10 protein-coding genes are annotated in these 12805 nt (G+C 74.7%); 5 read left to right on the forward strand and 5 right to left on the reverse strand.

What is annotated here, in order from left to right:
* Nucleotides 1-71 precede the first annotated feature (71 nt).
* Both ACZLKG_RS10685 and ACZLKG_RS10690 read right to left on the reverse strand, forming a co-directional pair.
* Nucleotides 72-458: a universal stress protein gene (locus ACZLKG_RS10685; protein WP_425708874.1), complete on the reverse strand. Its 387-nt coding sequence runs from the start codon at nt 456-458 to the stop codon at nt 72-74.
* 131 nt (nt 459-589) lie between these two features.
* Nucleotides 590-1852, reverse strand: coding sequence for a DUF4192 family protein (locus ACZLKG_RS10690; RefSeq protein ID WP_425708875.1), 1263 nt, complete (start codon nt 1850-1852; stop codon nt 590-592).
* Nucleotides 1853-1972: 120 nt separating this feature from the next.
* On the opposite strand from ACZLKG_RS10690, the gene ACZLKG_RS10695 reads away from it, so the two are divergent.
* A complete protein-coding gene (locus tag ACZLKG_RS10695; protein ID WP_425708876.1) occupies nt 1973-3079 on the forward strand; it encodes a polyprenyl synthetase family protein in 1107 nt (368 codons plus the stop codon).
* A gap of 43 nt (nt 3080-3122) precedes the next feature.
* On the opposite strand, the gene ACZLKG_RS10700 is transcribed toward ACZLKG_RS10695, so the two are convergent.
* Entirely contained in the window at nt 3123-3470 is a 348-nt protein-coding gene (locus tag ACZLKG_RS10700) for an Rv2175c family DNA-binding protein (protein WP_425708877.1), read from the reverse strand.
* 244 nt (nt 3471-3714) lie between these two features.
* Between ACZLKG_RS10700 and ACZLKG_RS10705 the strand changes: the two genes are divergently transcribed.
* Together ACZLKG_RS10705 and ACZLKG_RS10710 are read left to right on the forward strand one after the other, a co-directional pair.
* The gene (locus tag ACZLKG_RS10705; protein ID WP_463648718.1) at nt 3715-5031 is read left to right on the forward strand and encodes a lytic transglycosylase; all 1317 of its coding nucleotides are present in this window, start codon (nt 3715-3717) and stop codon (nt 5029-5031) included.
* 110 nt (nt 5032-5141) lie between these two features.
* Entirely contained in the window at nt 5142-7382 is a 2241-nt protein-coding gene (locus ACZLKG_RS10710) for a Stk1 family PASTA domain-containing Ser/Thr kinase (protein WP_425708879.1), read from the forward strand.
* A 70-nt stretch (nt 7383-7452) separates the two neighbouring features.
* Here the strand turns inward: ACZLKG_RS10710 and ACZLKG_RS10715 are convergent, their stop codons facing one another.
* Both ACZLKG_RS10715 and ACZLKG_RS10720 read right to left on the reverse strand, forming a co-directional pair.
* Nucleotides 7453-8802, reverse strand: a complete 1350-nt coding sequence (locus tag ACZLKG_RS10715; protein WP_425708880.1) for a class II 3-deoxy-7-phosphoheptulonate synthase — start codon at nt 8800-8802, stop codon at nt 7453-7455.
* Nucleotides 8803-8893: 91 nt separating this feature from the next.
* On the reverse strand, nt 8894-10120 hold the full coding sequence (locus ACZLKG_RS10720) for a pyrophosphate--fructose-6-phosphate 1-phosphotransferase (protein WP_463648719.1): 1227 nt from the start codon (nt 10118-10120) through the stop codon (nt 8894-8896).
* A 104-nt stretch (nt 10121-10224) separates the two neighbouring features.
* Here ACZLKG_RS10720 and ACZLKG_RS10725 point away from each other — a divergent pair, with 104 nt between their 5' ends.
* A complete protein-coding gene (locus ACZLKG_RS10725; protein WP_425708882.1) occupies nt 10225-10788 on the forward strand; it encodes a hypothetical protein in 564 nt (187 codons plus the stop codon).
* A 91-nt stretch (nt 10789-10879) separates the two neighbouring features.
* A complete protein-coding gene (locus ACZLKG_RS10730) occupies nt 10880-12736 on the forward strand; it encodes an AMP-dependent synthetase/ligase (RefSeq protein WP_425708883.1) in 1857 nt (618 codons plus the stop codon).
* Nucleotides 12737-12805 lie beyond the last annotated feature (69 nt).

Below are 12805 nucleotides of genomic sequence, written 5' to 3' on the forward strand. Positions count from 1 at the left end.
TGCGGGTGCTGCTGCCAGCCTACGGCGGTGACGGCGTCCCGGAGCGGGTTCAGGGATGGACGAGGAGGGGTTCAGGGATGGACGACGAGGACGGGGCAGGGCGACTCGAGCAGGACGTGCTGGGCGCCGGAGCCCACGCTGAGGGTGCCGGTCGCCGGCCGCCGCGCGAGCCCGAGGACCACGAGGCGCGCACCGGTCTCCTGGGCGGCCCGGACGATCTCGTGGCCGGCGTCCTGACCGAGACCGACGTATCGCATCTCGTACGCGACGTCCGCGTCGTCGAGCCGGTCGCGTGCCGTGTCGGCGTCGACCTCGACGACGGTCTGGTTGTCGTCCTCGGTCCTCGTGCGGGTGAGGACGACGACCACGCGTTCGTCGGTCTCGGTCACCGCGGACAGGGCGTGGGTGAGTGCGGCCTCGCCCTCGGGCGTGGCCAGGTACGCGACGACGACGTGCATCGGGTCCTCCTCGGTGCGCCGCCGGTGCGACGCGCGCACGGGCGACGCTACCCGGACCGCCCGTGCGGTGCCCGGGAGCAGGGCCGCCCGCCCACCGTCGCCCGCCCCCGCTCAGCCGCGTACTTTCCCGGTCAGCCGCGTCCGTCCTCGCGGGGCAGCTCCGCCTCGTCGAGCAGCGGCTCGTCCAGCAGGTCCTCGTCGAGCAGGTCGTCGCCGAGCAGCCGCTCGTCCAGCAGGTCCTCGTCGATCAGGTCGCCGTCGAGGAACCGCTCGCCCGGGAGGTCGTCGTCGAAGGCGGTGAGGTCGGACCAGCCCAGGCCGTCCTCGGGCCCGTCGTCGCAGAGCCACTCGTCGACGTCCCGCGGGGGCACCGTGCCGGACGCCTGGAGGTCCGCCACGAGACGTGCCAGGGAGTAGCCCGGGCGATCGGCGAGCGCGAGGTCGGCGAGCACCGCCGCCCGGGGGCCCTCCCCGCGTCGCCAGGCGAGCATGGCGAGCATGGCGAGCGCCGGGGCGGCGGCACCGTCCGGGGCGTACCGGGCGAGGACCTCCAGGGGCAGCCGCCGGTCGGCGGTCTCGATCGGTCCGCCCATCCACAGCGGGCCGACGATCTCCGGCTCGGCCAGGAGCTCGGTGGGCAGACCTTCTCCCACGAGCACCCGGGTGAGCACGGCGTCGCGCACCTCGAGGCGCTCGAGCCCGACGAGTAGGCGGGCGAGCAGCTCACGTTCCTTCATCGGGAGCGCTCCGCTCGCGGTCGTGCGGCGCCGCGCGAGCAGCTCGTCGTACGCCCGGACGGAGAGGCCGATGCCCGGGGCCCTGCGTCGCATCCTGGCGGCGACGGCGTCCAGGAGCAGGCGTCCGTTCGGCGAGCCCGGCTCCCGCACGACCCCGAGGTCGGCCCGGACGCCGAGCGGTGCGGACCCGGTGAGGACGAGCTCGGCCACGGCGCGCGCCTCGACGAGGTCGTCCAGGGACCGTCGACCGGGCCGGTCGTCGAACGGCGCGTGCCCCGGCAGGCGCTGCCACCCGTCGGCGGCGACGACCCACGCGCCCACGCGGTCGTCGTCGAGCGCCCGGACCCGCCGCACTGCGGTGAGGACGGTCGGGGACTCCCGGGCGTCCCGGAGCGGTGCGTCGGTGTGCACGACCGCCGCGTAGATGCCGAGTCGCTCACGGGCGAGCCGGCGAACGACCCCGGCGACGAAGGGCTCGCCGTCCGTCGCTCCCGCGTCGGCGAGGTCGAGGCGGGCGGCCGGTCCGACGGCGCGGCCACCGGCCACCTTGGGGGTCGTCAGTAGCGTGAGCGAGTCCTCGGGCCGGAACCCCAGGAGGTGCGGGACGGCGCCGACGAGGTCGGCGTCGCAGGAGAGTCTGAGCGTCATGGGTGTCATGCGGCCACGCTGGCAGCCGGGGCCCACGCCGCGTCCGGCACCTGTGCACGGACACCGGGTCGACCCGCCTGTGGACCCGCGGCGGTCGGTACCGCCCGCCCGCCCACGTACCCTCGTGCCATGGCCCCAGCCCCTCTTCCCGAGCCCCTCGAGGACGTGCGCGCCGCCGTCGACGACGCGACCCGGACGGGGTTCGAGTCCGCGATCGAGCAGCTGGACGGCCTCGCCGATCGGCTGGACGACCTCGCCTCCCCCGGGCGCGCACTGCTCGCCGGCGGCAAGCGGTCGCGGGCGCTGCTCGCCTACGCAGGGCACCGCGCCGCCGGGGGTGCGCGCGACGTCGCCGCCCCGGACCCGATCGTGCAGGCGGGCGCGGCGCTCGAGCTGTTCCAGCTGGCGGCCCTCGTCCACGACGACGTGATGGACGACGCCGACGTGCGCCGTGGCCGGCCCGCCGCGCACGTGGCCATCAGGGCCACCCACCGAGCCCAGGGGCTCGACGGCGACCCGGAGTCGTTCGGCGTGGCCGGCGCCATCCTCCTCGGCGACCTCCTGCTCGCCGCCTCGTCGAAAGTGATGGACGGCGCGCGCGCGTCGGTGGCGACCGATGCCGGCGCGGCCGCGAGGCACGTGTACGACCACATGTGCGCGGAGGTCGCCGCCGGCCAGTACCTGGACGTGCGGGCGGCCGCGACACCGCTGCGCACGGACCCGGACGGGGCCCTGGACCGCTCGCTCACGGTGCTGCGGCACAAGTCCGCCCGCTACTCGGTCGAGCACCCACTCGTGGTGGGCGCGTCGCTCGCGGGCGCCGGGAGCGAGACGGTCGCGGGCCTGCGCGCCGTCGGGGAGCCGCTCGGCGAGGCGTTCCAGCTCCGGGACGACGAGCTCGGGGTCTTCGGCGACCCGCTGGTCACCGGCAAGCCCGCGGGCGACGACCTGCGCGAGGGCAAGCGCACGGCCCTGCTGGCGCTGACGTGGAGCGCCGCCGGGCCCACCGACCAGGCCGTCCTCGAGGAACTCGTCGGGGACCCGGCGCTCGATGCCGCGGGGGTCGACCGGCTCAGGGAGATCATCACCGCCACGGGGGCGCGCGACGCCCACGAGCGCCTCATCGACGAGCGGGAGCGGGCCACGCGGGCCGCTCTCGGCCGGCTCCAGCTCGACGACGAGCCGCGCCGCCTGCTCGACGCGCTCGCCGACGCGCTGGTCACGCGCGCGGCGTAAGGCGTAGCGCGACCGCTCGGCGCGCGCCGCGTAGCGCTACCGCTCAGAAGGCCTGGGCGAGGGCCACCCGGCGCACCGCGTGCACGTGGCCGGCCCGCAGGGCGTCGATGGGCGCCTCGCCGAGCTCGTCGTCGTGCTCGAAGAGCCACGCGACGACCCCGGCCTCCGACATCCCGCCGTCGGAGAGCAGCGTGAGGGTGCCGGGCAGACCGTCGACCACGGCGGGCGGGTCGGCCGCCAGGTCGAGCATCTCGCGTGCCACGCCGGCAGCGCCGGTGCTGGAGCGGACGGTGACGAGCCGTCCGTCCCGGACGAGCTGGCGCACGTCTCGGTCGCGGACCCCGAGCGCGTCGGCGGCGTCGGGGACGGAGATCCAGGTCGGTCCGGGCATGCCGGTCAGCGTAGTCGCGCGCGGTCGACGGCCACGGACGCCGTCCGCCGCTCACGGCTCACCGCCCGCGGTTCGCAGTTCACCGCTCGAGCGGGCCGGAACGACGGACCCCGGGTTAGACGTGAGCCCCATCAACCACTAGTGTCCCAATCCTTACACGAGTAACACAGGTCCATCTGTTCACACCCGTCACCTGGGGGGGCATCTCGCAGGGGTCGGTCGCGTACCACTTCCCGGAGGACACATGCCCGCCGTCGCACATGCGCACCGCCGCAGCACCCGACGTCCGCTCACCCTTGCCACCCTCGCCACGACGGCGATGGGCGTGCCGACGCTCCTGGCCGTCCCGGCCGTGGCCGACGCACCGGCCCCGATGGCCCCGCAGACGGCGATGCCGTACGCGGCGTCCGTCCGCTCAGAGGCAGCCGCGGTCCAGACCGTGCGCACCGCCCCGGCCGCCGCGACCACGCCGACCCGGGCCGCCACCCTCACGCCGGTGCGCCTCTCGCCCGAGGAGTCGAGCTACACGGTGCGCCGGGGAGACACCCTCATCGGCATCTCCCGGCAGCTCGGGACGACCGTCCGTGCCCTGCAGCAGGCCAACTCGCTCACGGGCTCGCTCATCATCGACGGACAGGTCCTCACCGTCCCCGGCGCCGCGGCTGCGGCGCGGACGGAGCCCTCGGCCTCGTCCGGCTCGCACCAGGTCGTGGCGGGCGACACCCTCATCGGCATCGCCCGCGCCCACGGCACCACCGTGCGCGAGCTCCAGCAGGCCAACGGCCTGACGGGCACCGTCATCCGGACGGGACAGACTCTCACCCTCCCCGGTGCGGGCGCGTCGGCGTCCTCCGAGAACGCGGCGTCCGAGTCGTCGTCCACGGGCGGCAGCTACACGGTGCGCCCGGGCGACACGCTCACGCGCATCGCCCGGGCCAACGACACGTCGGTCCGCGAGATCGCCGAGGCGAACTCGATCGGCTCCGACGGTCGGATCTACGTGGGTCAGCGGCTCACCCTCCCGGGTGCGGCCGCGGCCTCCGGCCCGGCCACGTCCGACCCCGGCAACGACTCGGCCGGCATCGGGTCGACGTTCGCCGGACGCACGTACCCCGAGGCCGTCGTGGGTGCGGCCAACGCGAACCGCACCGCGCTCCTCGAGGCCGGGGTCCCGTCCCGGGCGTCGATGCAGGAGCTCGTCCGCAGCACGGCGGTCTCGATGGGCGTCGACCCACGCCTGGCGCTCGCGCACGCGTTCGTCGAGTCCGGCTTCAACCACGCGTCGGTCTCCCCCGCGAACGCGGTCGGCACCATGCAGGTGATCCCGTCCTCCGGCGAGTGGGCCTCCCAGCTCGTCGGTCGCCCGCTCAACATCATGAGCCCGCAGGACAACGTGGTGGCCGGCGTCGCGATCATCCGCGCGCTCCAGTCCTCCGCCGAGGACTCCGACCAGGGCATCGCCGCGTACTACCAGGGCCTGGGCGGCGTCCGGGCCCACGGCATGTACCCGGACACCGAGCGCTACGTCGAGACGGTGCGCGCCGCGATGAACCGGTTCTGACCAGGCACCACATCCGTTCCGCGCCGGGCCGGCGCCCCGCCCTCGTCGGCGGGATGTCCGGCCCGGCGCGGGTCCACCCCGGGATCACCCGGCCCGGATAGCATCCGCCCGTGGACACCCGCGCCGACCCGCTGGCCGGCCACCTCGTCGACGAGCGCTACCGGATCATCGAGCGCATCGCCCGGGGTGGCATGGCCAGCGTCTACCGTGCGCAGGACCTGCGGCTCGAGCGGGTCGTCGCCGTGAAGATCATGCACCCGCACCTCGCGGAGTCCCCCGACTTCGTCCGTCGCTTCCGGCGGGAGGCCCGGGCGGCCGCTCGGCTGTCCCACCCCGGCGTCGTCGCCGTCCACGACCAGGGCGTCGCCGGCGAGTCCTCCTACCTCGCGATGGAGCTCGTCGACGGCCCCAACCTGCGCGACGAGCTCCGGGCCCGCGGATCGCTCACGCTCGGGCAGACGCTCGACGTGCTCGACCAGGTGCTCGACGCCCTCGCCGCGGCCCACCGCGCCGGCCTCGTCCACCGGGACATCAAGCCCGAGAACATCCTCGTCACCGCGGACGGCCGCGTGAAGGTCGCCGACTTCGGGCTCGCCCGGGCGATCAGCGAGACGACCGCCGCCACGTCCGGGACCGTGCTCGGGACGGTGGCCTACATCGCGCCCGAGACGGTGCTCGACGGGGTCGCCGACCCGCCGGCGGACGTCTACGGCGTCGGCGTCGTCGCCTACGAGCTCCTCACCGGTGCCCAGCCCTTCTCCGGCTCCACCCCGGCCCAGGTCGCGTTCCAGCACGTCAACAGCACGGTCCCCGGCCCGGGCGCCGAGCTGACCTGGATCCCGCGCGAGGTCGACGACCTCGTCGCCGCCCTCACCGCGCAGGACCCGGACGACCGGCCCGCCGACGCCGGCGAGGCGCTCGCCCTGCTGCGCCGCACCCGCACCGTGCTGCCGGCCGAGGTCCTCGACCGGCGTTCCGACGTCGAGCCGCGCCCGCCGGCCACCTTCGACGACCAGGGCGACCACGACACCACCGGCCCCGGCTCTAGCTCGGCACCGCCCGCACCACCGTCCGCGCCCACCCCGCCGGCCACGCGCGACGAGGCCGATCCCGCCGGTCGGTCCGTGGCCATCCCGATCGGGGCGATCCGACCCGACGGCCGTCCCGCGCCACGCCGCAGCAAGGCGCCGGCGGCCGGTTCCCGGCCCGCAGCGCCCCGGTCGGCGAGCTCCGCGGCCCCCCTGTCCGCGGCGTCCGCGTCCGCCGCCGCACCGGCGGAGCCTGCAGCTCCGCCGTCGCAGGCCGCGGGGGGCGTCCCCGTCCGGGACGACACCCCCGTCCATCCGGTCACCCGCCCGGAGCGGGCCACCACGGCCGACACCAGCGACACCCGGCCCATCCCCGTGCGCCGCGACGGGGACGACGGCCGGTCACGGCCAGGCTCCGCCCAGTCACGCGCACAGCGGGGTCGACGACGGCGCACCGGCCTCGTCGCACTCCTGCTCGTGGTCCTGGCGGCGACCCTGGCCGGCGCGTGGTGGCTCCTCACCGCGGGGCCGCTCGCCGGCACCCCGGTCCCCGACGTCACCGGCAGGCCGAGCACGGCGGCCGTCGCCGCGCTCGAGGAGGCCGGCCTGGACCCGGTGCTCGAGGAGGCCTACTCCGACGACGTCGCCGAGGGCAACGTCGTCTCCACGTCGCCCGACGGCGGGGAGAGGACGCGGGACGACGCCGTCACGGTCGTGGTCTCGATCGGCGTGGAGACCCTCGCCGTCCCCGACGTCGTCGGCCAGACGCAGGAGGAGGCGGAGTCGGTCCTGTCCACCGCGCGGCTGACGGTCGGCGAGGTCACCCGCGAGTACGACGACTCGGTCCCCGCCGGCGAGGTGATCGCCACCGACCCCGAGGCGGGCGAGGTCGTCCCCCACGACGAACCGGTGGCGCTCGTCGTCTCCGACGGCCGCGAGCCGACCACCGTCCCCGACGTCACGGGCCTGGGCCGGGCGTCGGCGGTCGACGAGCTCGAGGAGGCGGGGCTCGGCGCCGACGTGCTCGAGGAGTACTCCGACACCGTCGACGAGGGCTCGGTCATCTCGCAGGACCCCGCCGAGGGCGACGCGTTCGTCGGCGACGACGTCGAGCTCGTCGTCTCGCTGGGACCCGAGCTCGTCGAGGTCCCCGACCTGCTCAACATGCAGGTGGAGGACGCCGTCGACGAGCTCGAGGCGCTCGACCTCGTCGCGGAGCGGGAGGACGTGCTCGGCGCCTTCTACGGGACCGTGCGCGACCAGACTCCCGAGGCCGGCTCGATGGTCGAGCGCGGCACGACCGTCACGCTGCGCGTGGTCTGACCGGCCGCCACCGCCGTCACCCGGCGCATGGACCTACGGGTCGACCCGGGCGCCCGCGCGCCCCGGTGCGTCAGCTCCGGAGCATCTCCGCGACCTCGAACGCCATCTGCAGGGACTGCTGATGGTTGAGCCGCGGGTCCACGAGGGTCTCGTAGCGCCGGGCGAGCCCGGCGTCGTCGATGGGGTCGGCACCGCCCATGATCTCCGTGACGTCGTCGCCCGTGAGCTCGACGTGGAGACCGCCCGGCACCGTGCCCAGCTGCTGGTGCACCTCGAAGAAGCCACGCACCTCGTCGAGGATCGTGTGCATCTCGCGCGTCTTGTAGCCCGACGGCGAGGTGATCGTGTTGCCGTGCATCGGGTCGCACACCCAGGTCACGGGGCGGCCGTCGGCCACGACCGTCTCCACGATGCCCGGCAGGGCGTCCCTGACGTTGCCCGCACCCATCCTGGAGATGAAGGTCAGCCGCCCGGCGAGACCGTCGGGGTTGAGCCGGTCGATGAGCGCCCGGACCTCGTCGGCGGTGACCGACGGGCCCAGCTTGACGCCGATCGGGTTCCGCACCCGGGAGAGCAGGTCGACGTGCGCGCCGTCCGGCTGCCGGGTCCGCTCCCCGATCCAGAGGAAGTGCGCGGAGGTGTCGTACGGCTGCCCGGTGCGGTGGTCGATGCGGGTGAGGGCGGCCTCGTAGTCGAGCAGCAGCGCCTCGTGCGAGGAGTACATGTCGACTGTTCGCAGGGCGTCGAAGTCCACGCCGGCGGCCGCCATGAACCGCAGCGCCCGCCCGATCTCGCCGGCGAGCGACTCGTAGCGGCCGTGGGCGGGGTTCTCGATGAACCCGCGGTTCCACTCGTGGACGAGCCTGAGGTCCGCGAAGCCGCCTCCGGTGAAGGCTCGGATGAGGTTGAGGGTCGTCGCGGAGCGGTGGTACATCCCCAGCAGCCGCTGCGGGTCCGGCACGCGGTCGGCCTCGGTGAAGCCGTGCGCGTTGACGGCGTCGCCCCGGTAGGACGGCAGGGTCACGCCGTCGCGGGTCTCGAGGTCGCTCGAGCGCGGCTTGGCGTACTGGCCGGCCATGCGGCCCATCTTGACGATGGGCAGGCTGGCGCCGTAGGTGAGGACGACGGCCATCTGCAGGACCGTGCGGATCTTGTTGCGAATCCGGTCCGCCGTGGACTCCGCGAACGTCTCGGCGCAGTCGCCGCCCTGCAGGAGGAACGCCTCGCCGCGGCCGGCCGCCGCCATGAGACCGGTCAGCCGGTCGGCCTCGCCCGCGAAGATGAGCGGCGGGCTGGCCTCCAGCTCGGCCACGACGGTCTCGAGCGCGGCGGGGTCGGGATAGCTCGGCTGCTGGGCGGCGGGCACGCTCCGCCACTGCTGCAGTCCGGCCAGGGTCTCCGCGGTGGGCTCGACGTTCACCGCGCCATCGTAGGCGGCGGGCCGCCGGCCCAGGACGCCGTGGCCGGCACACGGACGTGACGTGTGCCGCGCCACGGCGGCCGGGCCGGTGTCAGTGCTCCGCGGGGGCGGCGGGACGGACCGGCTGACCGATGCCGGCCATGAGGTCGGTGAACCACTCCTGGGCGATGTCGAACGCCTTGCCGCCGCCGACCCGGTCGTGCTCGATCGCGCGCAGGAGCCCGTCGCGCTCCTCGTCGTGGCCGATGAGTCCGGAGCCGCCCTCGAGCGCCACCTGGACGGCGAGGTCGGTCATCGACTTGATGAGGCGCAGGTCGTCGGGGTCGGCCGCGGCGGACCGCGAGAAGTAGCCCGACTTCTGGACCATGACCTTCTCGGCGCCGAGCTTCTCGGCGAACTGCTTCGCGAACCAGTCGCCCGGGTTGATCGTGTCGAGCTTGACGTGGCCGAACGGGTCGCGCTCGACCTCCTCGCCACGGGCCTCGAGCTCCGCCACGATCTCCGGCACGCCGGCGCCCTCGGAGAGGAAGATGTTGACGTTGCCCTGATCGTCCATGATCGCTCGCAGGCGGTCGGCCTCGGCGTCGATGTCGAGGTGCACCTCGGGCAGGAAGACGGCGTGGACGTCCCACCGCTCGCGGGTGAGCCCGAGCGCGGGCGCCCACTCCTGCGTGTCGAGCCACGTCCGGTAGCGGCGCGCCGCCGCCGCCGTGAGGTAGCCGCAGTGCCGGCCCATGACCTCGTGGACGATGAGCATCCGCGGGTTCGAGCGGTGCTCACCGATGATGTTCGATGCGAACCGCGCCGCCTCGCCCGCCGCAGTCCAGGCCCCGAGGGACTGCCGCACGGGCACGATGTCGTTGTCGATCGTCTTCGGCAGGCCGACCACCGTCATGTGGTGGCCGTTCGCCTCGAGGTAGGCGGCGAGGTCGGCAGCGGTCGTGTTCGTGTCGTCGCCGCCGATCGTGTGGAGCACGTCGACGCCGTCCGCGACCAGCTGGTCGGCGGCGACCTTGAGCGGGTCCGCCCCCTCGGGCACGAGCCCGCGCTCGACGAGGTTCGCCACGTTCGTCAGCTTGACGCGGGAGTTGCCGATCGGGCTGCCGCCGAAGCGGTGCAGGATCGGAGCCTGCGACCGGGCCTCGGGCGTGATCGTCACCGACGTGCCGGTGAGCAGCCCGTGGTACCCGTGCTGGTAGGCGATGATCTCGACCTCGGGGGCGATCTCCGTGTACCGCTCGATGAGACCGCCGACGGCGGAGGACAGGCACGGGGCGAAGCCGCCCGCGGTGAGCAGGGCGACGCGGCGGACTGACATGAGTGACCTTTCGACGGCGCGGACCACACGTAACTCCCCCATCCTAGGAGCGCCGCCGGTGGCCCCGTGGCCCCGGTGGGCGGGTCCGGGTCTACCGTGGAGGCGTGACCATCCGCCCTCCGGACCCCGGTGACGACGACCCGACGCCGTCGCACGACCCGGGTCGGTCGCGCCGGCCGCTCGACGACGCCGAGGTCGACCGGCGCTTCGCCTCGATCCTCGACCAGCTCGGCGTCGGCCCGGGCGACGCCGGACCCGACGACGCCGGTCCGGCAGGTGCCGGGCGCACCACCGGCCCCACCGACCCCGGGGCCGACGGCGACGCACCCGTCGGCACCGACCGTCTCGGCGCCCGGCCGGCCGTGGGCCGCGGGCTGGGACCGCGCGACCACGTGGTCGAGGAGCACCCCGAGGACCCCGAGTGGGGCATCGACGGCTTCGTCGAGCCGGACCCGCCGGGGCCCGACCTGTCCGACCCGGGCGCGATCCTGGGCTGGACGTGCGCGATCGCGCCGATCGTCCTCGGCATCGTCCTGGGGGTGCTCGGCCGTCCCCCGTCGGTCGCCCTCATGCTGCTCGGTCTGGCCGTGACGGTCGCAGGCATCGTGCTGCTCGTGCGCCGGCTGCCCGGGGAGCGGGGACACGGCTCGGACGGTGCGGTCGTCTGAGGCCACCCCGGCGCCTACTCTTGTCCCACCAGTACGGCAGGGCGGCCGCGGTCATGGTCGCCCGCCAGGACCAGCGCCGACGGAGGCCCCCATGTCCAGCGAGACCACCCCCCGCCCGACCGCCTCGTTCCCCCGCGCGGTCGAGGTGCCCGCCGACTCCTCGATCACCACCCTCCTCGTCGACCACGCCCGTGAGGCGCCCGGCCGGGTGCTCTTCCGGGAGAAGGTCGCCGGCGAGTGGGTCGACCGCGACGCGGCCTGGAGCCTCGCGCGCGTCGAGGCGCTGGCCAAGGGCCTCATGGCTTCCGGGGTCGCCGCGGGCGACTCGGTGGCCATCATGTGCCGCACGCGCCTGGAGTGGACCCTGCTCGACCTCGCCGCCTGGTACGTCGGGGCCGTGCCCGTACCGATCTACGAGTCGTCCGCCGCCGACCAGGCCCAGTGGATCGTCAGCGACGCCGAGGTCACGGTGGCCTTCGCGGAGACCGAGGCCAACGCCGAGGTCCTGCGCGAGGCGGGCGGTCTCGAGGGTGGCACCCCGACCCTGCGCGAGGTCCTCGTCATCGACTCCGGCGCGCTGGAGACGCTCGCGGAGCGCGGCGCCGAGGTCTCCGACGACGAGGTGCGTGAGCGCCAGCGGGCCGTCCACCTCGACGACCTCGCGACCATCATCTACACGTCGGGCACGACCGGCCGGCCCAAGGGCGCCGAGCTCACGCACGAGAACTTTGCCGTCCTCGCCGTCGAGGCCGTCCACACCCTGCGCGAGGTCGTCTCCCAGCCGGGCTCGTGCACGCTGCTGTTCATCCCCCTGGCGCACGTGTTCGCCCGCTTCGTCGAGGTGCTCATCCTCGCCGCCGGCGTCCCGCTCGGGCACTCCCCCGAACCGAAGGAGGCCGTGGCCGACCTCGCCGTCTTCCGGCCCACCCTCCTGCTGTCGGTGCCGCGCATCTGGGAGAAGGTGTTCAACTCCGCCGAGCAGAAGGCGGGCAGCGGCATCAAGCTCCGCCTCTTCCGGGCGGCGGCGAAGGCCGCCGAGGACTACTCCCGCGCCCTCGACACCTCGAGCGGCCCGTCGGCGCTCCTCAAGGCCCGCTACCGCGTCCTCGACCGCCTCGTGCTCGCCAAGCTCCGCGCGGTCATGGGCGGACGCCTGCGGTACGCCGTCTCGGGCGGCGCGCCGCTGGGCGAACGGCTAGGCCACTTCTACCGGGGCGTGGGCCTGGTCGTGCTCGAGGGCTACGGGCTCACCGAGACGACGGCGCCGATCGCCGTGGGACGCCCGGACTCCCTGCGGATCGGCACGGTGGGGCTGCCGATGCCGGGCACCGAGATACGCATCGCCGAGGACTCCGAGATCGAGGTGCGCGGCCTGCCCGTCTTCCGCGGCTACCGCGGCGGGGTGGGCGCGGACGCCATGACCGAGGACGGGTTCTTCCGCACCGGGGACCTCGGCTCGCTCGACGACGGGCACCTGCGCATCACCGGGCGCAAGAAGGAGATCATCGTGACGGCGGCCGGCAAGAACGTCGCCCCCGCCCTGCTCGAGGACCCGCTGCGCGGTCACCCGCTCATCTCCCAGTGCCTCGCGGTCGGGGACCAGCAGCCGTTCATCGCGGCGCTGATCACGCTCGACGAGGAGATGCTGCCGGGCTGGCTCGACAACCACGGTCGCGAGCCGATGACCGCCGACCAGGCCCGCACCGACCCGTTCGTGCGCGAGCGGCTCCAGCAGGCGATCGACCGGATCAATACCAAGTTCTCGCGCGCCGAGCAGATCAAGGAGTTCGTCATCCTGCCCGAGGACCTCACGGTGGAGAACGGGTACCTCACGCCGTCGCTCAAGGTGAAGCGCGCGGCCGTCCTCGCCGACCACGCCGAGCTCGTCGACTCGCTGTACTCCGACGCCCGGGCCCGCCGGGCGGCGGCCACCGGCGCGGACGCCTGACCGGCCCCGGGCGGCCCGGCGTCCACGGCACCTCGTCCCCGGTGCGCCGCGCCGACACCGTGGTCGCCG

It is taken from the genome of Georgenia sp. Z2081, from assembly GCF_055326445.1.